The sequence below is a fragment of the Streptomyces sp. NPDC017520 genome (assembly GCF_044329855.1).
Classification (GTDB): Bacteria; Actinomycetota; Actinomycetes; order Streptomycetales; family Streptomycetaceae; genus Streptomyces.
Map to the genome: position 1 here is coordinate 653,096 of NZ_JBIRKB010000001.1, position 24,154 is coordinate 677,249.

The following is a 24,154-nucleotide window of genomic DNA, read 5'->3' on the forward strand; positions in this document are numbered from 1 at the left end:
CCGTGACTGTCACTGACCTGGTGTCGTACGAGGACGCGCTCGCGTCCTACGACCCCGTCATGGGCCTCGAAGTCCATGTCGAGCTTGGCACCAAGACGAAGATGTTCTGCGGCTGCTCCACGGAGCTGAAGCAGGACGCCAACTCCCAGACCTGCCCGGTCTGTCTCGGGCTGCCCGGCGCGCTGCCGGTCGTCAACGAGATCGGCGTGGAGTCGGCCATCAAGATCGGTCTCGCGCTCAACTGCGAGATCGCCGAGTGGTGCCGCTTCGCCCGGAAGAACTACTTCTATCCGGACATGCCGAAGAACTTCCAGACCTCGCAGTACGACGAGCCGATCGCCTTCGACGGCTATCTGGACGTCCAGCTGGAGGACGGTGAGATCTTCCGGGTGCAGATCGAGCGCGCCCACATGGAGGAGGACACCGGCAAGTCGACGCACGTCGGCGGCGCCACCGGCCGAATCCACGGAGCGTCCCACTCCCTGCTCGACTACAACCGGGCCGGCATCCCGCTCATCGAGATCGTCACCAAGCCGATCGAGGGAGCCGGCGCCCGCGCGCCCGAGGTCGCCAAGGCGTACGTCGCCGAGCTCCGCGAGCTGATCAAGGCCCTCGGGGTCTCCGACGCCCGCATGGAGATGGGCCAGATGCGCTGCGACGTCAACCTGTCGCTGCGCCCGCACGGCCGCGAGGCGTTCGGTACCCGCTCCGAGACGAAGAACGTGAACTCGCTGCGTTCCGTCGAGCGGGCCGCGCGCTTCGAGATCCAGCGGCACGCCGCCGTGCTGTCCTCGGGCGGCACCATTGTGCAGGAGACCCGGCACTTCCACGAGGAGGACGGCTCCACCACGGCCGGCCGCATCAAGGACAACGCCGAGGACTACCGCTACTTCCCCGAGCCGGACCTGGTGCCCGTCGCGCCCGCGCGCGACTGGGTCGAGGAGCTGCGCAAGGGCCTCCCCGAGCTTCCCCGGCTGCGCCGGGCGCGGCTCAAGGAGGAGTGGGGCGTCACCGAGCACGACATGCAGTCCATCCTCAACGCGGGCGCGGTCGACCTGATCGTCGCCACGACCGAGGCGGGCGCACCCTCGGACCAGGCCCGCAAGTGGTGGATGGGCGAGCTGGCCCGTAACGCCAACGAGACCGCCCGCGGTCTGGACGAGCTGCCGATCACCCCGGCGCAGGTCGCCCGGGTGGCCGCGCTCGTCGCCGCGGGCGACCTCAACGACAAGCTGGCCCGCCAGGTCATCGAGGGCGTCCTCGCGGGCGAGGGCGACCCGGACACCGTCGTTGAGAAGCGCGGCCTGAAGGTCGTCTCCGACGAGGGCGCGCTGTCCACGGCCGTGGACGAGGCCATCGCGGGCAACGCGGCCATCGCGGACAAGATCCGCGGCGGCAAGGTCGCGGCGGCGGGCGCGCTCGTCGGCGCGGTCATGAAGGCCACCCGCGGCCAGGCGGACGCGGCACGTGTGCGCGAGCTGATCCTGGAGAAGCTCGGCGTCGAGGGCTGATCGCGGAATCGTCCCCGAAGGGGCGGTGCACCCGTACGGACTCATGTACGTGCGGGCGCACCGCCCCTTCGGTCGTCCTCCGCCCAGCCCCGAGCGCCCCCGAACAGCTGTTGGACTTCTCGTCCGACCTCTTGGACGTTCACCACCGGTCCGTGCGCAGTCCTTCCCGATGCCACCCGGGCTGACTAGCTTCCCGGCTGTAACCCCCGGAACCAGGAGGCTCTTTTGACCACGGACATGTCACGGCGACGGCTCTTCGCGCTGGGCGGCGGCGCGCTCGGCGCCGCTGCGGCCGGATCGTTCCTGCCGCCGTCGCTCCAGGCCGCCATCGCCGCGCAGCCCGCCCACGCGGGGTCCGGCGGGAGAGGCCTCGGCGCCATCAAGCATGTGGTGATCCTGATGCAGGAGAACCGTTCCTTCGACCACTACTTCGGCACCCTGCGCGGCGTACGAGGCTTCGGCGACCGTAACGCCATCGAGCTGCCCACCGGCGGAACGGTGTTCGAACAGCCCGCCGCGGCCGGCTCCACCGTGCTGCCCTTCCCGGTGCGCGGGGCGGCCGAGGCGCAGCAGAAGGACCTCCAGTACATCGGCGCCCTCGACCACTCCTGGAACGGCGGCGCCAAGGCCTGGGGCGGCGGCTGGATGAACGGCTGGATCAGCGCGAAGACCGCGGCGACGATGGCGTACTACGACCGCCGCGACATCCCGCTCCACTACGAGCTGGCCGACACCTTCACCGTCTGCGACGCCTACCACTCCTCGATCCACACCTCCACCAGCCCCAACCGCAACCACCTGTGGAGCGGGAAGACCGGCTTCGAGGCCAACGGGAAGCGGGCCGTCGGCAACGACGCGTACAACGAGGGGACCCACCCCGGCTACGACTGGTCCACCTACGCCGAGCGGCTGGAGAAGGCCGGGCGCAGCTGGCGCACGTACACCGAGTGGGAGAACTTCACCGACAACCAGATCGAGTTCTACGCCACCTTCAAGGCGATCGCCCGCAAGGCGCTGGCCAGGACCGGCGGGCACACCTACATGGAAGCCTTCTACGCCAAGGTCCGGGGCGCGTCCGAGACCGAGCGCACCCGCCTCCTCGGGCTGCTGGAGGAGGGCGTCGCCACCCTCGACCGGCGCGAGCGCAGCCTGTTCGAGCGGGGGCTGCGACGGGTTCCGACCGGGACGCTGGCGGACGAGTTCGCCAGGGACGTGGCGGCCGGGACGCTCCCCGCGGTCTCCTACCTGGTCCCCTCGGCGATCGACTCCGAGCACCCGAGCACCTCGTCCCCGGTGCACAGCGCCACCATCGTCTACAAGATCCTCGATGCGCTCGGCAACCACCCCGACGTGTGGCGGCACACCGCCGTGCTGATCAACTACGACGAGAACGACGGCTTCTTCGACCACGTCCCGCCCCCCGTCGCACCCCCCGAGGTCACCGAGGAGCAGTGGGAGGGCCGGCCCACCGGCCTCGGCATCCGGGTGCCGATGCTGGTCGTCTCGCCGTGGACCGTCGGCGGGTACGTCTGCTCCGAGGTCTTCGACCACACCTCCGTCATCCGCTTCCTGGAGCGCTGGACCGGCGTGAAGGAACCCAACATCGGCGACTGGCGGCGGCGCGTCACCGGCGACCTGACGTCCGCCTTCGACTTCACCCGGGCCCGCCGGCAGCCCGCCGTCGAGCAGCCGGGGGCGATCCCGCCGCTCAGCGGCCGCTGGCAGCCGAAGCCGCCCGCCGTCCAGCACCTCCCCGAGCAGGAGCCCGGCGCACGCCCGGCGCGCCCCCTGCCGTACCAGCCGGACGCCCGGGCGAGGCGGTCGGGCGACACCCTGCGCGTGGAGCTCGTCAACACCGGCCGGTCCTCGGCGCACTTCACGCTGTACCCGTACGCGGGCGAATTCCCGGCCCCGCAGCACAAGGACGTCCCCGACACCGCGCACTGGACCGTCCCGCTGACCGGGGAGGCGTACCGCTTCACGGTCACCGGACCGAACGGCTTCCGGCGCGAGTTCGCCGGACCCGCCGACGGGGGAGCGGAGGTCGCCTCCCGCATCGACCACCGCGACCGCGACCTCCACCTCACCCTGCGCAACACCGGCCGCCGGACCCTGACCTTCCTGGTGCGGCCGCTCGGCTACGTCGACGAGGACGACGTAGCGGACTGGACCCGCCGCGTCACGGTCAAGCCGGGCCGCAGCCGGACGCTCGTGCACTCGGCGGCCGACGCCCACGGCTGGTACGACCTCGCCGTCACCGTCGACGGGGAGGACGGCTTCCGGCGGCGGCTCATGGGCCACATCGAGAACGGCCGCGCCAGCGTCTCCGGCTGACCCGGCCGGACCCAGGGGAACACGGCCTGGTCTGTCGCGTGCGGGGAACAGACCAGGCCCTGTGACCATGGCCACGAAACGGACAAAGGATCATCTTCTGCTGTCAGAGTGGCGGTCGCAAGGTCTTGAGACGTTTACGGGCAGATAACGTCATCTGTGGGTAAATGTTCACGAACCCACAGGGAGCTCATCCGTTGGCTGCCATCGCTCGCTGGTGCATAAGACACCGCCTCGTCGCCGTCCTCATCTGGCTCGCCGCCCTCGGCGGGACGGCCGCCGCGGCGGGCTTCGCGGGCTCCGCCTACTCCAACGACTACGAGGTCCCCGGCACCGAGTCCGGCCGCGCCACCGACCTCCTCTCCAGCGGCTTCACCGACCTCGGCGGCGACACCGACACCGTCGTCTGGCACACCACCGGCTCCACGGTCCGGGCCGCCGACGTCGAGCAGACCATGACCCGGACGCTCCACGCGATCGAGGAACTGCCGGGCGTCGGCGCGGTCACGGGCCCCTACGGAGGCACCGGCCCCGGCCAGATCAGCGAGGACGGCCACACCGCGTACGCCACGGTCACCTTCGACCACCCCGCCGACGAGATCCCCGCCTCCCAGGCCCGCGCCCTCGTCGACACCGCGAAGGGAGCCGAGGCCGACGGGCTCCAGGTCGAACTGGGCGGCACCGCCGTCGCCCTCACCGAAGCACCCTCCGTCCACCTCGCCGAGGGCGTCGGCGTCGTCGTCGCGGCCGTCGTGCTCTTCCTCGCCTTCGGCTCGCTCGCCGCCAGCCTGCTGCCCATCGCCACCGCCCTGGTCTCCGTGGGGACCGCCTACGCGGGCATCGTGCTGCTCGGCCATGCGATGACCGTGGCTGACTTCGCCCCGATGCTCGGCATGCTCATCGGCCTCGGCGTGGGCATCGACTACGCCCTCTTCATCGTCACCCGGCACCGCAGAGGCCTCCGGCGCGGGATGTCCGTCGACGAAGCGGCGCGGAACGCCGTCACGACCACCGGGCGGGCCGTCGTCTTCGCCGGGGCCACCGTCTGCATCGCCCTGCTCGGCATGCTGATCCTGCGGCTCGGCTTCCTCAACGGCGTCGCCATCGCCGCCTCGCTCACCGTCGTCCTCACCGTGATGGCCTCGGTCACCCTGCTGCCCGCACTGCTCTCCCTCATCGGGATGCGCGCGCTCAGCCGCCGCGAGCGGCGACAGCTCGCCGAACACGGACCGCGGCCCGAACTGCCCACCGGCTTCGCCGCCCGCTGGTCCGCCTTCGTGGAGCGGCACCCCAAGCTCCTCGGCTCCATCGCGGCCGTCGTCATGCTGGTGCTCGCCCTGCCCGCCCTCGGCCTCCACCTGGGCACCTCCGACCAGGGCAACAACCCGGCCACGGCCACCACCCGGCAGGCCTACGACCTGATCGCCGACGGCTTCGGGCCCGGCGTCAACGGACCTCTCACCATCGCCGCCCAGCTCGACGGCGCGGACGACCGGCTCGCGCTGGACTCGCTGCCCGAGAGACTGCGCACCACCGAGGGCGTCGCGTCCGTCAGCCCGGTCACCTACAACAGCGCCGGCGACACCGCCTTCCTCACCGTCGTCCCGGACTCGTCGCCCCAGTCGGAGGACACCAGCGAGCTGGTCGACCGGATCCGGGACGACGTGCTGCCGCCGGTCCGGGACAACACCTCGCTGGAGGCCCACGTCGGCGGGGTGACGGCGAGCTACGACGACTTCGCCGAGATCATCGTCGGGAAGCTGCCGCTCTTCGTCGGGGTCGTCATCGGGCTGGGCTGTCTGCTCCTCCTCCTGGCGTTCCGCTCCATCGGCATCCCGCTCAAGGCCGCCGTGATGAACGTGGCCGCCGTCGCCTCCTCCTTCGGCGTCGTCGTGGCCGTCTTCCAGTGGGGCTGGGGGAGCGAGCTGCTCGGCCTCGGCAGCGCCGGGCCCATCGAGCCCTTCCTCCCCGTGATCATGGTCTCGGTCCTCTTCGGCCTCTCCATGGACTACCAGGTCTTCCTGGTCGGCCGGATGTACGAGGAGTGGCTGGAGACCGGCGACAACCGGCGGGCCGTACGCGTCGGCCTCGCCGAGACCGGCCGGGTCATCAACTCCGCCGCCGTGATCATGATCTCCGTCTTCCTCGCCTTCGTGCTCAGCGGCGACCGGGTCATCGCCATGTTCGGCATCGCGCTGGCCACCGCCGTCGCCCTGGACGCCTTCGTCCTGCGCACCCTGCTGGTGCCCGCCCTGATGCACATGCTCGGCGGGGCGAACTGGTGGCTGCCGGGCTGGCTGGAGAAGCGGCTGCCCAGGATCAGCATCGAGCCGCCCGACTGCGTACCGCTCCGTGCGAAGATCCCGGAGACACGCGGTACGGGAACGGCAGAGGGCCCCCGACCGGTGACGGGCCGCCCCGCCGATGAGGAGCACGATGTTCGCCGTATCCCTGGGTGACGACAGGGCGGAGCTGCGCCCTCTGGAGGTCTGGCAGGCCGAGGAGCTCCTGGCCCACATGGACCGGGCCCGGGAGCTGGTCGACGCCTGGATCCCGCTCGCCGCGTCCGTCAACGGCCTGGACTCGGCGCGTGCCCTGCTCCAGCGGTACGCGGAGAAGCAGGCGGCGGACACCGGGCGGCTGTACGGCATCCGGCTCGACGGCGTCCTCGTCGGCGGCGTCCTCTTCCGGACCTTCGACGCGCAGTCGGGCAACTGCGAGATCGGCGTGTGGCTGGAGCCCGCAGCGCAGGGTCGCGGCCTGATCACCCGCGCCGCCGAGCGCCTGATCGACTGGGCGGTGCACGAACGCGGCATGCACCGTGTGGAGTGGGTCGCCTCCGCCGCGAACACCAGGTCGATCGCGGTGGCGAAGCGGCTGGGCATGACCCGGGACGGGGTGATGCGGCAGAGCCACGTCCACCGGGGCGTACGCCACGACTCCGAGGTCTGGTCGGTCCTCGCCCCGGAATGGCGGGCCCGCACCGGGCGCTGAGCCCCGTCCCACGCCCGCGCGGCCCCGGCGTTAAGCGGGCTCTCATCCGGGCCCCCTAGGTCCTGTCGTCGAACTCCCGCCGTCGCCCGAAGGGCGGCCCTGCGGGGTCAGGTGCGTGCTCTCGGTGTGCCGGGCGCAGGTCTGCGTACTGGACGTACTCGGGCGTGTGCCCGGTGCGGCGAGAGTGCGTGCATGGCGCCGCGGGGCAGGCGGGAGTTCGACGACGGGACCTAGTCTTCTGAGTCAGGAATCCTATCCAGATGTGTAGGGTTGCCTGGTGGCGCGTACTGGGCGGCCGAAGGCCGAGTTGGTCCTGTCGGATGCGGAGCGGGCTGCGCTGGAGGGATGGGTGCGGCGCCGCTCCACTCCGCAGGCGTGGGCTTTGCGGTGCCGGATCATTCTGGCCTGCGCGACCGGCGCGTCGAACAAGGACGTGGCCGCCCAACTCGGTTCGACACCGCATGCGGTGGGCCGCTGGCGGAAGCGGTTCGTCGAGCACCGGATCGCCGGACTGGGTGACATGCCGCGCCCGGGCGGCCCGAGGACGGTCACCGACGAGCAGGTCGCCGCGGTGGTGAAGCGGACGCTGGAGTCGACGCCGAAGAACGCCACGCACTGGTCGACGCGGGCCATGGCCCAGCAGATGGGCCTGTCGCAGTCGACCGTGTCGCGGATCTGGCGGGCTTTCGGCCTGCAGCCGCACCGCACCGAGACGTTCAAGCTGTCCACGGACCCGTACTTCATCGACAAGGTCCACGACGTCGTCGGCCTCTATCTGGACCCACCCGAACGGGCTCTGGTGTTCTGTGTCGACGAGAAGTCGCAGATCCAGGCCCTGGACCGGTCCCAGCCGGTTCTGCCGATGATGCCCGGGGTCCCGCAGCGGATCACCCACGACTACGTGCGCGCCGGCACCACCACCCTGTTCGCCGCCCTGGAGGTCACCACGGGGAAGGTGATCGGCTCCCTGCACCGCCGACACCGGGCCGAGGAGTTCAAGAAGTTCCTGATCAAACTCGACCAGGAGATACCGGCGGGCCTGGACGTGCACCTGGTGCTGGACAACTACTCCACCCACAAAACCCCGGCGATCAAGACCTGGCTTGTGGCCCATCCCCGCTTCCACCTGCACTTCACGCCCACCGGCTCGTCCTGGCTCAACCTGGTCGAGCGGTGGTTCGCCGAGCTGACCAACAAGCAGATACGGCGAGGCGTCCACAAGAGCGTCCAGGCCCTGGAGAAGGACATCCGTACCTGGATCGCCGCGTGGAACACCGACCCCAAGCCCTACGTCTGGACCAAGCCCGCGGACGAGATCCTCGAACGCCTCGCCAGTTATCTGAACAGAATTCCCGACTCGGAAGACTAGCGTGCGGCGCATGAACACCACCCCCTCCAGGACGACGACCCCGACCACCCCGACCGCCCCGCCCGCCGGCACGACCGACGACCCCGCCGTCGGCACCGGCGACACCGTCACGGAGGAGGCGACCGCCAAGGACTCCCTGGTGAAGGACCCCGCGAAGGGCCCCGCGAAGGACTCCGCCACGGAGGGCGCCACCGGTACGCCGTCCGACGCCGCGGACTCCGGGACGGCGGCCCCCGACGACCTCGCCGGGCAGTCGGTCGACGAGGACGATGACGACGCCCTGGAGCCCGACCCCTTCGACGAGGCCCGGCACGGTGTCGGCGCGGGCGCGGCGGCGGTCGTCTCCGCCGCCCTCGGTATCGTCGCCCTGACCCGGCGCGTGGACGGGCAGGGTCGCCGCCGAGCGCGAGACGCTCATCGGCCAGATCCAGACCTCCGGCGGCGGCAGCGCGGCCCAGCAGATCTCCGAGATCTACGGGGACGCCTGGCACACCACCGCCCTGGTCAACGGCGTCTTCGCCGTCCTGGCCCTGCTCGTCGGCGTCTTCGTCCTGGTCCGACCCGCCTTCGGCACCCCCTCCGAGCGTCCGCAGCCCGCCTGGATCCGCGCGGTCGCCCTGGCCGGTGTCGCCCTCGGCGCCCTCGGCGTGCTGATCTCCGCGGGCATGTACTTCGACCTCTTCGGCGCCCTGCCCACCGCGGGCGCCCCGGCCGGCGGCTGACCCCGGTCCGGGGCCTACCGCGGCACGGGGCCGGGGCGTGTCCGGCAAACCGGTCATCCGCCGGACACTCCCTAAGGCCCCCCGCCCACCCCTCGGACACCCGGGGGCCGGCCCTGAGGACGGGCCCCGCCCCGGGGGGCGGACGACGATGCCTCGCGGACACGCCCTAAGGCCCCCACCGCCGCGAAGATGCGGAACTCGCCCGATGCGCCGCCCCCTCCTGGCCGACGACAGTGGACACACAGCGAACACAGGGCCCCGGCCGACCGGCCGGGCACACCCCGCCGGTCCGCTGCCACGACCAGGAACCAGAGGCACACCATGTACGAGTACGAGCTCTACCGCTCCACCTCCGCCGAGCTGATCCGCCGGGCCGAAGCCGAGCGCGAGCTCGGCCGGGCCCGCCTCGTCCGCCGGGCCGCCCGCCGCTCCGGACGCGGTGATCCCGAAGGGAAGGTGGTGGAGGGCGACCGCACCCGCTTCGCCCCCGCCGCCTGACGGTGCCCGGGACCGGGACCACCGCCGCACCGGTCACCGGCCCCGCCGACGCCCCCTCCGGATCGGGCGCGGCGGGCCCGGACCGCGCCGGGAGCATGATCACCGTCCGCGAAAAGCCGCCCGCCGCCTCGTACGCGTATGCGATGCTCGGCGACGTGGAGACCAGGTCAGTCAGCCCCGTGTTCATCGGGCGCGCCGAGGAGTTCGCCGCGCTCACCGAGGCGCTCGCGCGGGCCGCGTCCGGCGACCCGCAGGCACTGCTGATCGGCGGCGAGGCCGGCGTCGGCAAGACCCGCCTGGTCGAGCGGTTCGTCACGGCGGCCGAACGGCGCGACGCCGTCGTCGCCGTCGGGTCCTGCGTCGAGATCGGGGCCGACGGACTGCCGTTCGCCCCCTTCCCCACCGCCCTGCGCGCCCTGCGCCGGGCCCTGCCCGAGGAGATGGCCGCCGCCTGCGCCGGCCAGGAGGGCGAGCTGGCCCGGCTCCTGCCCGAACTGGGCGAGGCCCACCGGGACGCGACCGACGAGCACAGCATCGCCCGCCTCTTCGAACTCACCGTACGGTTGCTGGAGCGGATCTCCGCCGAACGCGTGGTCGTCCTCGTCCTGGAGGACCTGCACTGGGCGGACGCCTCCACCCGGCACCTGCTCGCGTACCTCTTCCGCACCCTCGGCAGCGGACGCCTCATGGTCGTCGGCACCTACCGCGCCGACGACATCCACCGCCGCCACCCCCTGCGCCCGCTCCTCGCCGAGCTGGACCGGCTGCGCACCGTCACCCGTGTAGAACTCGACCGGTTCAGCCACGACGAGGTCGGCCGGCAGCTCGCCGGCATCCTCGCCGAGACCCCCGCGGCCGCGCTCGTCGACGAGATCTTCGACCGCTCCGACGGCAACGCCTTCTTCGTCGAGGAGCTGGCCCGCTCCCTGGAGTGCTGCGGCGACAGCTCCGGCCTGACCGAATCGCTCCGCGACCTCCTGCTCGTCCGCGTGGAGGCGCTTCCCGAGCATGCCCAGCGGATCGCCAGGCTGGTCGCCGAGGGCGGCTCCTTCGTCGAACACGAACTGCTGGCCACCGTCGCCGGACTCGCCGAGGCCGACCTCGACGCGGCCCTGCGCGCCGCCGTCGGCGCCAACCTGCTGCGACCCTCGCCCGACAACGACGGCTACCGCTTCCGGCACTCCCTGGTCCGCGAGGCCGTCAGCGACGACCTGCTGCCCGGCGAACGCACCCGCGTCAACCGCCGGTACGCCGAAGCCCTGGAGGCCGCCCCCTCCCTCGTGCGGGACGACGAACGCGCCACCCGCCTCGCCAGCTACTGGTACGCCGCGCACGACGCCGCCAAGGCCCTGCCCGCCGTGCTCCGGGCCGCCGTCGAGGCCCGCCGCCGCTACGCGTACTCCGAGCAACTGAAGTTGCTGGAGCGGGCGATGGAGCTCTGGGACGACGTCCCCGACGCGGTGCTCGCCACCCTGCGCCCCTTCGACTACGCCGAGGTCTACCCGGCCTCCGGCTGCGACCCGGAGAGCACCCCGCTGCGCTACCTGGACGTGATGGCCGAGGCCACCGTCGCCGCCCACTTCGGCGGCGACCGCAAACGCGCCCTGGCCATCTCCAAGAAGGCGATGCGGGTCCTGGCGTCCGAGGCCGACCCGCTGCGCGAGGCCTGGTTCTGGGTGCAGCGCAGCCGGTTGGTGCAGGGGCTCGACAAGGGGGACGGCTGGGAGGAGCTGGCCACCGCGCAGGAACTGGTGCGCGGGCTGCCGCCGTCCCCGGTGCAGGCCGACGTGCTGACCAACGTGGCCAGTTGGCGGGCGCTGCACCAGCCGGGCCCGCAGGCGCTCGCCGACAGCGACCGCGCGGTGGAGTACGCCCGGCTCGTCGGCGACGAGTACATCGAGCTGCACGCCCGCCTCACCCGGGGCTGGCTCACCGCGGACGCGGGCGGCGTCGATGACGGCCTCGCCGAGATGTACGCGGTCCGGGACCGCGCCGAGAAGCTGCACCTGATGAACCTGCTGGGCCGGGTCAGCGTCAACCTGCCCTCCTCGCTCGAAGCGATGGGCCGCTCGCTGGAGGCCGTCGCCGCCGCCGACCACGGCATCGAGATCTGCCACAGCCACGGTCTGGCCGACTCCGGGGCCTGGGTGTACGCCAACCAGGCGCAGTCCCTGTTCTCCCTCGGGCACTGGCCCCAGAGCGAGGCCGCCGCCGCGTCCGCCGCCCGCCTGGCGCTGGGCCCCAGGGCGAAGGGCCTCGCCGCCCTCCGCCATACCGAACTGGCTGTCGCCCGTGGCGACTTCGCCGAGGCCGGGGAGCTGCTCGCCCTGACCCGCAAGCACTTCGGCCAGCGCGACCCGCAACCCCAGCACCTGATCACCCCCGTCCGGCACACCATGCTCCTGGCCGCGGCCCAGGGCAGGCTCGCCGAGGCGCGGGACGCGTTCGCGGAACTGGCCCGGCACGGCTTCCCGCCCGGCACCCAGCGCTACGCCCTGCCGCTCCTCCAGACCGCCGCCATGATCGAGGCGGACGCCCGCGGGCTGCCCGCCGCCGAACCGGACCGCCCGGAGCTGCTCGCGCTGATCCGCCGGTGCGCGAAGAACCTCCCGATGCTCGTCCCCGTGTGGGCGGCCCACGGCGTCCTCATCGACGCGGAGCTGGCCCGCGCGGACGGCACGGACACCCCCGGGCACTGGGCGCGCGCCGCCGAGGCCTTCGGCCCGCTGAGCCGCCCCTACGAACTGGCCCAGATCCACCGCCGCTGGGCGGAGTCCCTGCTCATCGCCCCCGGCGACCGGTCCACCGCCACGGCCCTGCTGCACCGCGCCCACGAGGCCGCCCGTCGGCTCGGCGCCCGCCCGCTCGCCGAGGCCGTCGAACAGCTGGCGGCCCGCGCCCGCATCACCCTGGACGGCTCCGGCACGGCGCCCGGCCCCGATGCCGGGATCCCCCCGGCCGTCCTGACCGCCGTAACCGCCGGAGGGAGCCCCGAGCACGCGGCGGCCGACGGGCAGGACCCCGCCATCGCCGCCGTGGCGTCCTTCGGGCTCACCCCGCGCGAGCAGGACGTGCACCGGCTGGTCGCGGCCGGGCACACCAACCGCAGGATCGCCGAGGAGCTGTTCATCTCGCCGAAGACCGCGAGCGTGCACGTCTCCAACATCCTGGCCAAGCTCGGCGTCTCCAGCCGCGGCGAGGCGGCCGCCCTCGCCCACCGCCTCCGCCTCTACCCGGCGGCGTAGGCCCCAGGGTCTTTCGTTCGGATCGTGCCGGACCCCGCGAGCCCGGCCTGATCCGAACGAGAGGCCCTACGCCCCGGGCTCCTCGTCCGCGCGCCGCTCGGGCCCGCTCACCGGCTTCCCGGGTCTCGGCCGGTCCAGGACGGCATCCTGCTCCGGCGCGGCCGGAAGCACGCGGCCGTCCCTCCGCCCGGCGGCACTGTCCGGGGCCATGCCGGGAGCGGTTCCCGGGGCCGGAGCGCGGACGGTCACCTTCCCGGAGGTGAGGTCTATCGGCCCCCGGTCCGGATCGCCGATGCCGAGATCCACCCGGCTCAGCTCCAGCCGCCTCTGCTCGTCGGAGGCGTGCTTGCGCCCCGGGGCGAAGAGCTCCTCGAAGAAATTGAACACCGGCCGTGCTCCCTCCGACATGCCGCGCGGGCGGACGGCTAACCCACTTCCACCTGGAGGATCCTGTCGTCCCCGGGCTTCCGCGTACCCCGTCCGTCCGTGTTGCTGGTGACCAGCCACAGGCGGTCGCTCCCCGCACTCACCACAGTGCGCAGGCGGCCGTGCTTCTCGTCCAGGAACGACTGGGGGTCGGCATAAGGTTCCTTCGCCTTCTCGCCGGACAGCGGAATGCGCCAGAGCCGCTCGCCGCGCAGCCCGGCCATCCAGATCGAGCCCTCCGCGTACGCGATCCCGCTGGGGGAGGCCTCGGAGGTCTTCCACTGGGCCACCGGGTCGATGAACCCGTCCTCGCCCTCCCGGCCCTCGACCTCGGGCCAGCCGTAGTTCCCGCCGGGCTCGATCAGATTCAGCTCGTCCCAGGTGTTCTGGCCGAACTCGGCGGCCCACAGCCGCTTCTCCGCGTCCCAGGCGAGCCCCTGCACATTGCGGTGCCCGTACGAATACACCACCGAGTCCGCCTCCGGATTGCCGTGCACCGGCTCCCCGTCCGGGGTCATCCGCAGGATCTTCCCCGCCAGCGACTCCTTGTCCTGGGCCAGCCCGGTGTCCCCGGTCTCGCCGGTGCCCGCGTACAGCATCTTGTCCGGGCCGAAGGCGATCCGGCCCCCGTTGTGGATGCTGCCCTTGGGGATGCCCCGCAGGATGGTGTCCGGGGCCCCGAGCTGCTGTCCCGCCGGACGCTTCTCGTCGTAACTCATGCGGACGATCCGGTTGTCGGACGTGGTGGTGAAGTAGGCGTACACCAACTGGTCCGCGCCGAACGTGGCGGAGACGGCGAGCCCGAGCAGCCCGCCCTCGCCCGCCGGGGACACCCCGGGCACCGAGCCCAGCAGCGTCTGCTTCCCGCTCTCGCCGTCGATCCGGTGGACGGTGCCCTCGTCGCGCGAGGAGACCAGCAGGTCGCCGCCCGGCAGCGCGGCCAGGCCCCAGGGCGACTTCAGGCCCTCGGTCAGCGTCGAGACGACCTTCGCCGAGCCCTTCGCCGGCGGCAGACCGGCCGACCGGCTCGGGGAGGCCGGGGGAGCGGAGCCCCCCGAGGCGCTCGGGGAACCGGCGGGCTGCCCGGACGGTCCCCCGTCCCCGTCGCCGGAACACCCGGCGGTCAGCAGCAGCGCGGCCGACGCCAGCACGGCCACCACCCCCCTGCGCATCGCCGGGGACTGCACAGGTCCGAACAGAGCACCACGCACGGAACCGATCCTTTCGACGGTTGCCTGACTACCTGTTCCTACACCGCGGCCGGCCCAGGAGTTCCCGATGCGCCCATTCTCCCGCCGCACGGCGCACGGCGCCCCGTCCCCTCGGCCCCCGGCCCCGTGACGAATGGACCCCGGCCCCGTGACGCTCAGTCCCACGACTCGCGGGCGGCGGGCAGGCCGTCGATCTCCGCCAGGTCCCGGTCGTCCAGGACCACCCGCGCCGCCCCGGCGTTCTCCACCGCCCACCGCTCCCGCTTCGCCCCCGGCACCGGAACCACATGCGGCCCCTGGCGCAGCACCCACGCCAGCGCCACCTGGGCCACGGTCGCCCCACGCCGCTCCGCGACCCGCCGCAGACCGGCCACCACCGGCTGGTTCGCCGCCATCACCTCCGCGGTGAACCGCGGATGCCTGGCCCGCAGATCCTCCGGCTCGAACCCCTGGCCCGGCTTCAGCGTTCCGGTCAGATAGCCGCTGCCCAGCGGCATCGCGGCCAGCAGCCCGACCCCGCGCGCCACACACCACGGCAGCAGCTCCGCCAGGGCCTCGCGCGACCACACCGACAGCTCCGCCTCGACGGCGCTCACCGGGAAGACCTGCTGGATCCGCTCCAACTGCCGGATCGTTCCCTCATGCGGTCCCGCACCCGACCGGCGCGGGGCCCGCGCCCCCACCGCGCACAGCCCGAGCGAGCGCACCTTGCCCGCGGTCACCAGCTCCGCCATCGCACCCCAGGTCTCCTCCACCGGCACCTCGGGGTCGGGCCGGTGCAGCTGGTACAGGTCGATCACATCGGTCTGGAGCCGCCGCAGCGAGGCGTCACAGGCTCGCCTGACATACCCCGGCCGGCCGTTGGCGACGATGTGCTGATCGCCCACCAGCAGCCCGCACTTGGTGGAGACGAACGCCTCCCGGCGGCGCCCCTTCAGCGCCCGCCCCACCAACAGCTCGTTGGTGAACGGGCCGTACATGTCCGCGGTGTCGAGCAGCCGGACGCCCGCGTCCAGCGCAGCGTGCACCGTCCGCACCGAACGGTCTCCGAGCCGCTGCGACGCGCTGTAACCCCAGCTCATCGGCATGCAGCCGAGACCGACCGCACCCACGGCAAGCCCCGCCGCCCCGATAGTCCTGCTCTCCAACTCCCCGAACCCTTTCCTGGACGAGCCGTTCCGCCCCCCGTCCGCCGCGGTCCACGGGCGGCTCTCTCCGGGGACGGCGCGAGAACGCGGTCCCGGACCCGGACGGTCACGCCCGCCCGATCCACGACGCAGGTCCCTGTCGGGGGAGTTCGGTGAGTGATTGACGGAAGCGTTTGGGCGATGTGACGATACGCCGATGCCCGGCCTGCCCGCACGGACGGCTGCTCGTGGTGGTGACCTCACCGCTGCCGTGGTCGCTCGCCGCGCGGCGGAGGCCCCCTTCTACGGGGAGTTGCCGCGCCGCACGCTGGACGGCGAGGTCACCCGGTCGATCACCGCCGTGCACGAACTGCCGCTGCGCGCCCTGCGCCAGGACGGTGTGATGGCCCCGGCGACCTGACCCGGCTCATCGAGTGGTCGGCGCGCCCGGGCCGTGTACGCGAACTCGTCCGGCGGCTGGGCCGCCCGCCCGGGCTGTACCGGCTCGACGGCGCGCTCCTGGCGCACCCCTGGAGAGCTCGCACATCTGTCGCATAGCCTCCTGACCATGACTGCGACGACTGACGACGTGTGGCTGCCCTACCCGGCCGAGGAGATCGACGGCCTGCCCGAGGGTTTCAACTACCTCTTCTGGGACGGTGAACCGGACTACCCGGGGGACCCGGCCGACTGTGTCTACTACGTCGTTCCCTACCTGAAGGGTTCCGAGGTCGCGGTGCGCCCGCTCGCCTCGATGAGCGCCGTCCGGGTGGTGCAGACGCTCTCCGCGGGCATCGACCATGTGGAGCCGGGTCTCGGAGTGCTTCCCGCCGGCGTACGCCTCTGCAACGCCAAGGGGGTGCACGAGGCGTCCACCGCCGAGCTGACGCTCGCCCTGATCCTCGCGTCCCTGCGCGGGTTCCCGGGATTCGTCCACGGCCAGGACAAGGAGGAGTGGCGGTCCGGCTTCTACCCGGCGCTCGCCGACAAGTCCGTCCTCATCGTGGGGTACGGATCCATCGGCTCGGCCATCGAGGACCGGCTCGCCCCCTTCGAGTGCGCGCGGGTGGCGCGCGTCGCGCGCTCCGCACGGACCACCGCACGCGGTCCCGTACAGACGCTCGACGATCTGCCCGCCCTGCTGCCCGAGGCCGACGTCGTGATTCTCTCCACTCCACTGAACCCGTCCACGCAGGGGCTGGTGGGCGCCGACTTCCTCGCCGCGATGCCCGACGGGGCTCTCCTCGTCAACGTCGCCCGCGGCGGAGTCGTCGACACCAAGGCCCTGCTGTCCGAACTCGAATCCGGACGACTGCGGGCCGCACTCGATGTGACCGACCCGGAACCCCTGCCCGAGGGGCATCCTCTCTGGCATGCTCCGAATGTCTTGATCACGCCTCACGTGGGCGGCAGCACCTCGGCCTTCGAACCGCGTGCCAAGGGGCTGCTGGCCGCACAGCTCACCCGGTTCGCCGCCGGAGAGCCCGTGCGCAACGTCGTGACCACCACGGGCTGACCCGTCCGTAGCGGCCACGCTACGGGGCGGTCCGGACGCACGCGGTGCCGCCCACCTCGCATTTCGTCACGGAGCGTAGAGAAGCTATGGCCCTGAGTGACGGATCTGGTGTATCGTCCGATCCGGGGGGCTGCGCCGTGGAAGGGACGGCGCGGGGGGAGCACCGGAACGCGAGGGGGCGACGGGCGATGTGCTGGCCATGGAGAGACGATCCGACGCGGACGGGCGGACGGTTGCGGCCGCCCGCGCCGATGGAGAACAGCACCCGCCGCTGGCCGGATTCCTGCCCCGGACCGGCAACGCCCGAGCCGTCGCGGCCGGGTCCGAGCGAGCGGCGCCGGAGAGCACCCGCGAAGGGCCGGGCACCTCGACGCCGAGGGTCTCAGTGCCTGGCTTCCCGGAGCCGGACGCCGAGGAGCCAGGCGCCGGGGAGCCAGGCGCCGAGGAGCCAGGCGCCGGGGAGCACCTGCCCGGTGGGCCCGGGGCGGAGGGCCCTCCGGTGAGCGCGCTGGGGGCCCTGCTCGTCCCGCGTTCCGCCACCGGCACCACGGGGCTGCGGTCCCGGATCCTGCTCGGCGTCGTCTGCGCCGGATATTCGGTGGGCGCCGCCCTCGGCTGGGGCTCGCCGCAGGTCGCCGTCATCATGGGGGACTTCGGCCTCGCCGCGGCGGCCCTCACCGCCGCCGTCTCCTGCTTCCTCTACGCACGGGCGGTCAGGGGCCGGCTGCGCCCCGCCTGGCTGCTGTTCTCGCTCTCCTCCGCCATGGCCGCCTGCGGAAACGCCGTCTGGGGCTGGTACGAGGTGATCCTCGGCGTCGCCGTGCCCACCCCCTCCCTCGCCGACGTCTTCTTCCTCTGCTTCGCGCCGCCCGCCATCGTCGGACTGCTCGTGCTCGCCAAACGGCCCGTCACCCGCGCGGGCTGGGTGTGCCTGGCCCTGGACGCCTGGCTGATCGGCGGCTCCCTGCTGACGCTCGCCTGGAGCCTCGCCCTCGCGCACACCACGCACCTGGCGGGGGTCCAGGACACCAGCGTCGCGCCCGCGGCCCTCGCGCTGGCCTATCCGCTGCTCGACATCGTGCTCGTCTCGATGGTGCTCGCCCTGCACTTCCGCCGGACCGGGGTGAACCGCTCCGCGGTGAACACCGCCATCGCCGCCCTGGCGCTCACCGTGCTGAGCGACGCGGTGTTCACCTCGCCGCTGCTGCGCTCCACCTACCACTCGGGCCAACTCCTCGACGCCGGCTGGTTCGCCGGGTCGCTGCTCCTCGCCTACGCCCCCTGGGGCGCCCGCCACGCGGTCCGGCCGAACGCCCGCCCCGGCCCCCCGCGAGCCATCGCCAGCCGCCCGATCGCCGGCTCGCTGGCCGCCCTGACCCCGTATCTCGCCGCCGCCGTCTGCACCCTGGGCATCCTGTACAACGTGGTCGACGGCCGCCGGGTGGACCGCGTCGTGATCTTCACCGGCTGCACCGTCGTCCTGGCGCTGGTCGTCCGGCAGGGCATCATGCTCCTCGACAACATCTCCCTCACCCAGGAGCTGGCCCAGAAGGAGAACCACTTCCGCTCCCTGGTGCAGGGCTCCAGCGACGTCATCATGATCGCCGCGCCCAACGGCACCCTGCGCTACGTCAGCCCCGCCGCCGCCGGGGTCTACGGGCGCGAGGCGGAGAGCCTCGTCGGCTCCGAGCTGTCCTCGATCATCCACCCCGAGGATCTCGGCCGGTTCGTCCACGAGGTGCGCCGCTTCCTGGCCGCACCGCCGCACGAGGAGCCCACCACCCGCATCGAGTGCCGCTTCCGCTCGGGCACGGGCGACTGGCTCCACGTCGAGTCCACCGTCAACCGCCACCAGGGCGGCCTCCTCCTCAACAGCCGGGACGTCACCGAACGGGTCAGGCTCCAGGCCCAGTTGCAGCACAACGCCGAGCACGACCCGCTCACCGACCTGCCCAACCGGGCCCTGTTCACCGCCCGGGTCCGACAGGCGCTCGGCGGCCGCCGCTCGGGCGACCCCGGCACCGCCGTCCTCTTCATCGACCTCGACGGCTTCAAGGCGGTCAACGACACCATCGGCCACCAGGCGGGCGACGAACTCCTCGTCCAGGCCGGCCGCCGCCTCCAGGACTCCGTCCGGGCCGGCGACACCGCCGCCCGGCTCGGCGGCGACGAGTTCGCCGCGCTCATCATGGGCGACGGCACCCGCGACCAGGGCGCCCGGGAGTACCAGGTCCACGAGATCGCCGACCGGCTGCGCCTCACCCTCTCCCAGCCCTACCGCATCGGCCCCAGCGAGGTCCGGGTGGCCGCCTCCATCGGCGTGGCCTTCGCCGAGCCCGCCATCAGCCCCACCGACCTCATGCGCAACGCGGACCTCGCGATGTACCGCGCCAAGGCCGGCGGCAAGGACCGGGTCGAGCTGTACGCCCCGCAGATGCAGGCCGACGTCGTACGCCGCTCCGAGCTGGCCACCCGGCTGCGCACCGCCCTCCGCGAGGGCGAGTTCGCCCTGCTCCACCAGCCCGTCGTGCATCTCGCCAGCGGGTCCGTCGCGGCCGTCGCCGCCCAGGCCCGCTGGCGGTCCGCCCAGGGCATCCTGTTCACCCCCGCCGAGTTCCTCCGGGTCTCCGGCGACGACGACCGCACCGCCGAGCTCGGCCGCTGGCTCCTGGAGGAGGCGGTGACCCAGGCCGCCGACCGGGCCAGGGCCGGGCACCCCGTCACCGTCTCCGTCCGGCTCTCCGCCGCCCGGCTGCTGGAGGCTGCCTCGCCCCCAGGCTCCATCGAGGCGCTGCTGACCCGCCACGGCCTGCCCTCGGGCGCCCTGATGATCGAGGTCGCCGACAGCGACCCGCGCGTCTCCTTCGACGCCCTGGAGCAGCGCCTCGTGGCCCTGCGCCGCCTCGGTGTACGGATCGCGCTCGACGGCTTCGGCAGCGGCTTCGCGGCGATCAACGCGCTGCGCCGGCTCCCCATCGACGTACTGAAGCTCGACCGGAACCTGGTCGAGGGGGTGGTCGAATCGGCCAGGCTGCACAAGATCACCAGCGGTCTCCTGCGGATCGCCTGCGACCTCGGCCTCCAGTCCGTCGCCGACGGCGTCGACGTCCCCGAGCAGGTCCTCGCCCTGCGCGCCATGGGGTGCACCCACGGCCAGGGGATGGCCTTCTCCGGGCCGCTCGACGAGTACCGGCTGCGACGCGCCCTGGTCCGGGGGGAGTTCCCCGTACCGGGCATCCCGAGCCCTCGGCCGGTGATGGCGGGCGGCTCGATCCCCCTGCTCACCGGATCACATGCTGAGACGCCCGTCCCACCCACTTGACACGTCATGCGTGCCGGAGAGAGGGTCAATGCCATGCGCACCCGAATTCTCGTACTTGGAAAGCGCGTCGGCTGAAGCAGAGTCACTCCACGACACTCTGCGACCGCACCCGGCGCGCTCCCCTCGCTTGCCTCACGGCACGAGGGGTTTTTTGTTGCACTGACACCGCTCAAACCGCTGCAAAACACCCGCGAAAACCCTCAGCTTCGAGAAGAGAATGCCGATGACCGAGCAGGCCACCGGGGCCCATCACCCGCAGCCGCGCGCCCGTAACGGCGGACAGCCGTCCGTCCCCGTTGAGCACGTCACGGGCGCGCAGTCCCTCATCCGTTCTCTCGAGGAAGTCGGCGCCGACACGGTATTCGGCATTCCCGGCGGCGCGATCCTCCCCGCCTACGACCCGATGATGGACTCCACCCGGGTCCGTCACGTCCTGGTCCGCCACGAGCAGGGCGCCGGCCACGCCGCCACCGGGTACGCGCAGGCCACCGGCAAGGTCGGCGTCTGCATGGCCACCTCGGGCCCCGGCGCCACCAACCTGGTCACCCCGATCGCCGACGCGCACATGGACTCCGTGCCGCTCGTCGCGATCACCGGCCAGGTCGCCGCCAAGGCGATCGGCACCGACGCCTTCCAGGAAGCGGACATCTGCGGCATCACGATGCCGATCACGAAGCACAACTTCCTGGTCACCAAGGCCGAGGACATCCCGCACACCATCGCCGAGGCCTTCCACATCGCCTCCACCGGCCGCCCCGGACCGGTCCTCGTCGACATCGCCAAGGACGCCCTCCAGGCGAGGACCACCTTCAGCTGGCCGCCCACCCAGGACCTGCCCGGCTACCGCCCGGTGACCAAGCCGCACGCCAAGCAGATCCGCGAGGCCGCGAAGCTGATCACCCAGGCCAAGCGCCCCGTGCTGTACGTCGGCGGCGGCGTCATGAAGGCCGGCGCCACCGCCGAGCTGAAGGTCCTCGCGGAGCTGACCGGAGCGCCCGTCACCACCACCCTGATGGCGCTCGGATCCTTCCCCGACAGCCACCCGCTGCACGTGGGAATGCCGGGCATGCACGGTGCGGTCACCGCCGTCACCGCGCTGCAGAAGGCCGACCTGATCGTCGCCCTCGGAGCCCGCTTCGACGACCGCGTCACCGGCAAGCTGGACAGCTTCGCCCCGTACGCCAAGATCGTCCACGCCGACATCGACCCGGCCGAGATCGGCAAGAACCGCACCGCCGACGTGCCCATCGTCGGCGACGCCCGCGAGGTCCTCGCCGACCTGGTCCAGGCCGTCCAGGCCGAGCACACCGACGGCAACACCGGCGACTACACCGCCTGGTGGAAGGACCTCAACCGCTGGCGCGAGACCTACCCGCTCGGCTACGACCTGCCCGAGGACGGCAGCCTCTCGCCGCAGCAGGTCATCCAGCGCATCGGCAAGCTCGCCCCCGAGGGCACGATCTTCGCGGCGGGCGTCGGCCAGCACCAGATGTGGGCCTCCCACTTCATCGACTACGAGCAGCCCGCCACCTGGCTCAACAGCGGCGGCGCCGGAACGATGGGCTACGCGGTCCCGGCCGCCATGGGCGCGAAGGCCGGCATGCCCGACCGCACGGTCTGGGCCATCGACGGCGACGGCTGCTTCCAGATGACCAACCAGGAACTGACCACCTGCGCGCTCAACAACATCCCGATCAAGGTCGCCGTCATCAACAACGGCGCGCTCGGCATGGTCCGCCAGTGGCAGACCCTCTTCTACAACCAGCGCTACTCCAACACCGTGCTGCACTCCGGCGCGGACACGGACGGCGTCCCGGCCAAGGGCACCCGCGTCCCGGACTTCGTCAAGCTGTCCGAGGCCATGGGCTGCTACGCCATCCGCTGCGAGGACCCGGCCGACCTGGACAAGGTCATCGAAGAGGCCAACTCCATCAACGACCGCCCCGTCGTGATCGACTTCATCGTCCACGAGGACGCCATGGTCTGGCCGATGGTCGCGGCGGGCACCTCCAACGACGAGGTCCAGGCCGCCCGCGGCGTCCGCCCCGACTTCGGCGACAACGAAGACGACTGAGAGACAGAGAGAGAACGACTCCATGTCCGAAAAGCACACGCTCTCCGTCCTGGTCGAGAACAAGCCCGGTGTCCTCGCCCGGATCACCGCCCTGTTCTCCCGACGCGGCTTCAACATCGACTCGCTCGCGGTCGGTACCACCGAACACCCCGACATCTCCCGCATCACCATCGTCGTGAATGTCGAGGGCCTGCCCCTGGAGCAGGTCACGAAACAGCTCAACAAGCTGGTCAACGTCCTGAAGATCGTCGAACTCGAGCCCGCCGCCGCGATCCAGCGGGAGCTCGTCCTGGTGAAGGTCCGCGCCGACAGCGAGACCCGCTCCCAGATCGTCGAGATCGTCCAGCTGTTCCGCGCCAAGACCGTCGACGTCTCCCCGGAGGCCGTCACGATCGAGGCGACCGGAGGGGCCGACAAGCTGGAGGCGATGCTCAAGATGCTGGAGCAGTACGGCATCAAGGAGCTCGTCCAGTCCGGCACCATCGCCATAGGGCGCGGCGCGCGCTCGATCACCGACCGGTCCCTGCGCGCCCTCGACCGCTCCGCCTGACCGGCGGCGGGACGCGCGCCCGCGCCGCCCGCGCCGCTCGCATGGCGAGACCCGATCACGTACCCGACGCCCCCGCCGTACGGTGGGACGCAACACCTGCACACCAAGGAGAAGACCCAGTGGCCGAGCTGTTCTACGACGACGATGCCGACCTGTCCATCATCCAGGGCCGCAAGGTCGCGGTTCTCGGATACGGCAGCCAGGGCCATGCCCACGCGCTGTCGCTCCGTGACTCCGGCGTCGACGTCCGCGTCGGTCTGCACGAGGGCTCGAAGTCCAAGGCCAAGGCCGAGGAGCAGGGCCTGCGCGTGGTGACCCCGGCCGAGGCCGCCGCCGAGGCCGACGTCATCATGATCCTCGTCCCGGACCCGATCCAGGCCCAGGTCTACGAGGAGTCCGTCAAGGACAACCTCAAGGACGGCGACGCGCTGTTCTTCGGCCACGGCCTGAACATCCGCTTCGGCTTCATCAAGCCGCCGGCCGGCGTCGACGTCTGCATGGTCGCCCCCAAGGGCCCCGGCCACCTGGTCCGCCGTCAGTACGAGGAGGGCCGCGGCGTTCCCTGCATCGTGGCCGTCGAGCAGGACGCCTCGGGCAAGGGCCTGGCGCTCGCCCTCTCGTACGCCAAGGGCATCGGCGGCACCCGCGCCGGCGTCATCAAGACGACCTTCACCGAGGAGACCGAGACCGACCTGTTCGGTGAGCAGGCCGTCCTCTGCGGTGGCACCGCCGCCCTGGTCAAGGCCGGTTTCGAGACGCTGACCGAGGCCGGATACCAGCCCGAGATCGCGTACTTCGAGTGCCTGCACGAGCTGAAGCTCATCGTCGACCTCATGTACGAGGGCGGCCTGGAGAAGATGCGCTGGTCCATCTCGGAGACCGCCGAGTGGGGCGACTACGTCACCGGCCCGCGCATCATCACGGCCGACACCAAGGCCGAGATGAAGAAGGTCCTCACCGAGATCCAGGACGGCACCTTCGCCAAGGCCTGGATGGCGGAGTACCACAACGGTCTGCCCAAGTACAACGAGTACAAGAAGGCCGACAGCGACCACCTGCTGGAGACCACGGGCCGTGAGCTGCGCAAGCTCATGAGCTGGGTGAACGACGAAGAGGCCTAGGCCTAGGGGGAGCGGGGGGGGGGGGGCGCCCCCCCCCCCCCCCCCCCCGGCGCGGGGGGGGGGGGGGGGGGCCCGGGGCGGGGCGAGGCCGAGGGGGCTGGGGGCGGGCCCGCGGCTCGCAAGGGTCTTCGGGACAG

16 protein-coding genes and 1 pseudogene are annotated in these 24,154 nt (G+C 72.1%); 14 read left to right on the plus strand and 3 right to left on the minus strand.

The window, feature by feature from the left end; all coding sequences use genetic code 11:
* Positions 1-2 precede the first annotated feature (2 nt).
* From gatB to ACH4KB_RS02955, 8 genes and pseudogenes are all read left to right on the plus strand, one after another.
* Positions 3-1,511, plus strand: a complete 1,509-nt coding sequence (gatB, locus tag ACH4KB_RS02920; RefSeq protein ID WP_398062947.1) for an Asp-tRNA(Asn)/Glu-tRNA(Gln) amidotransferase subunit GatB — start codon at positions 3-5, stop codon at positions 1,509-1,511.
* 225 nt (positions 1,512-1,736) lie between these two features.
* Positions 1,737-3,845, plus strand: coding sequence for a phosphocholine-specific phospholipase C (locus tag ACH4KB_RS02925; RefSeq protein WP_398062949.1), 2,109 nt, complete (start codon positions 1,737-1,739; stop codon positions 3,843-3,845).
* A gap of 194 nt (positions 3,846-4,039) precedes the next feature.
* Positions 4,040-6,301, plus strand: a complete 2,262-nt coding sequence (locus ACH4KB_RS02930; RefSeq protein WP_398062951.1) for an MMPL family transporter — start codon at positions 4,040-4,042, stop codon at positions 6,299-6,301.
* Positions 6,279-6,836 (plus strand): GNAT family N-acetyltransferase, encoded by a 558-nt coding sequence (locus ACH4KB_RS02935; RefSeq protein ID WP_398062953.1) that lies wholly within the window; start codon positions 6,279-6,281, stop codon positions 6,834-6,836. Before ACH4KB_RS02930 ends, ACH4KB_RS02935 begins: the two co-directional genes overlap by 23 nt.
* A 277-nt stretch (positions 6,837-7,113) precedes the next feature.
* Positions 7,114-8,205 (plus strand): IS630 family transposase, encoded by a 1,092-nt coding sequence (locus ACH4KB_RS02940; RefSeq protein WP_398062955.1) that lies wholly within the window; start codon positions 7,114-7,116, stop codon positions 8,203-8,205.
* Between the two features lie 10 nt (positions 8,206-8,215).
* Positions 8,216-8,927 (plus strand): annotated as a pseudogene (locus tag ACH4KB_RS02945) (hypothetical protein).
* Between the two features lie 321 nt (positions 8,928-9,248).
* Positions 9,249-9,425: a hypothetical protein gene (locus ACH4KB_RS02950; RefSeq protein ID WP_398062957.1), complete on the plus strand. Its 177-nt coding sequence runs from the start codon at positions 9,249-9,251 to the stop codon at positions 9,423-9,425.
* Positions 9,426-9,520: 95 nt separating this feature from the next.
* Positions 9,521-12,670 (plus strand): AAA family ATPase, encoded by a 3,150-nt coding sequence (locus tag ACH4KB_RS02955; protein WP_398063342.1) that lies wholly within the window; start codon positions 9,521-9,523, stop codon positions 12,668-12,670.
* Between the two features lie 66 nt (positions 12,671-12,736).
* On the opposite strand, the gene ACH4KB_RS02960 is transcribed toward ACH4KB_RS02955, so the two are convergent.
* From ACH4KB_RS02960 to ACH4KB_RS02970, 3 genes are all read right to left on the minus strand, one after another.
* Positions 12,737-13,057, minus strand: coding sequence for a DUF6191 domain-containing protein (locus tag ACH4KB_RS02960; protein WP_398062959.1), 321 nt, complete (start codon positions 13,055-13,057; stop codon positions 12,737-12,739).
* 38 nt (positions 13,058-13,095) lie between these two features.
* Positions 13,096-14,307 carry a PQQ-dependent sugar dehydrogenase gene (locus ACH4KB_RS02965; RefSeq protein WP_398062961.1) on the minus strand — a complete coding sequence of 404 codons (1,212 nt, stop codon included), beginning with the start codon at positions 14,305-14,307 and terminating at the stop codon, positions 13,096-13,098.
* 155 nt (positions 14,308-14,462) lie between these two features.
* Positions 14,463-15,419, minus strand: a complete 957-nt coding sequence (locus ACH4KB_RS02970) for an aldo/keto reductase (RefSeq protein ID WP_398063344.1) — start codon at positions 15,417-15,419, stop codon at positions 14,463-14,465.
* 232 nt (positions 15,420-15,651) lie between these two features.
* Between ACH4KB_RS02970 and ACH4KB_RS02975 the strand changes: the two genes are divergently transcribed.
* The 6 genes from ACH4KB_RS02975 (at position 15,652) to ilvC (ending at position 24,017) form a co-directional block, all read left to right on the plus strand.
* Positions 15,652-15,855: a hypothetical protein gene (locus ACH4KB_RS02975; protein WP_398062963.1), complete on the plus strand. Its 204-nt coding sequence runs from the start codon at positions 15,652-15,654 to the stop codon at positions 15,853-15,855.
* A 147-nt stretch (positions 15,856-16,002) separates the two neighbouring features.
* Complete coding sequence (locus ACH4KB_RS02980; protein WP_398062965.1) at positions 16,003-16,950, plus strand: 2-hydroxyacid dehydrogenase; 948 nt, start codon at positions 16,003-16,005, stop codon at positions 16,948-16,950.
* 499 nt (positions 16,951-17,449) lie between these two features.
* Entirely contained in the window at positions 17,450-20,272 is a 2,823-nt protein-coding gene (locus tag ACH4KB_RS02985) for a putative bifunctional diguanylate cyclase/phosphodiesterase (RefSeq protein WP_398063346.1), read from the plus strand.
* Between the two features lie 217 nt (positions 20,273-20,489).
* Positions 20,490-22,346: an acetolactate synthase large subunit gene (locus tag ACH4KB_RS02990; protein ID WP_398062967.1), complete on the plus strand. Its 1,857-nt coding sequence runs from the start codon at positions 20,490-20,492 to the stop codon at positions 22,344-22,346.
* A gap of 22 nt (positions 22,347-22,368) precedes the next feature.
* Positions 22,369-22,896, plus strand: a complete 528-nt coding sequence (gene ilvN / locus ACH4KB_RS02995) for an acetolactate synthase small subunit (RefSeq protein ID WP_003966072.1) — start codon at positions 22,369-22,371, stop codon at positions 22,894-22,896.
* Positions 22,897-23,015: 119 nt separating this feature from the next.
* On the plus strand, positions 23,016-24,017 hold the full coding sequence (gene ilvC, locus ACH4KB_RS03000; protein WP_097867380.1) for a ketol-acid reductoisomerase: 1,002 nt from the start codon (positions 23,016-23,018) through the stop codon (positions 24,015-24,017).
* Positions 24,018-24,154: the final 137 nt, after the last annotated feature.

What these genes read in the sequence shown, in the direction of transcription:
- ACH4KB_RS02935 (WP_398062953.1), top strand. Translation starts at nt 6,279, where the DNA reads ATGTTCGCCGTATCCCTGGGTGACGACAGGGCGGAGCTGCGCCCTCTG.
- ACH4KB_RS02950 (WP_398062957.1), top strand. Translation starts at nt 9,249, where the DNA reads ATGTACGAGTACGAGCTCTACCGCTCCACCTCCGCCGAGCTGATCCGC.
- ACH4KB_RS02955 (WP_398063342.1), top strand. Translation starts at nt 9,521, where the DNA reads ATGATCACCGTCCGCGAAAAGCCGCCCGCCGCCTCGTACGCGTATGCG.
- ACH4KB_RS02975 (WP_398062963.1), top strand. Translation starts at nt 15,652, where the DNA reads ATGCCCGGCCTGCCCGCACGGACGGCTGCTCGTGGTGGTGACCTCACC.
- ACH4KB_RS02980 (WP_398062965.1), top strand. Translation starts at nt 16,003, where the DNA reads ATGACTGCGACGACTGACGACGTGTGGCTGCCCTACCCGGCCGAGGAG.
- ACH4KB_RS02990 (WP_398062967.1), top strand. Translation starts at nt 20,490, where the DNA reads ATGCCGATGACCGAGCAGGCCACCGGGGCCCATCACCCGCAGCCGCGC.
- ilvN (WP_003966072.1), top strand. Translation starts at nt 22,369, where the DNA reads ATGTCCGAAAAGCACACGCTCTCCGTCCTGGTCGAGAACAAGCCCGGT.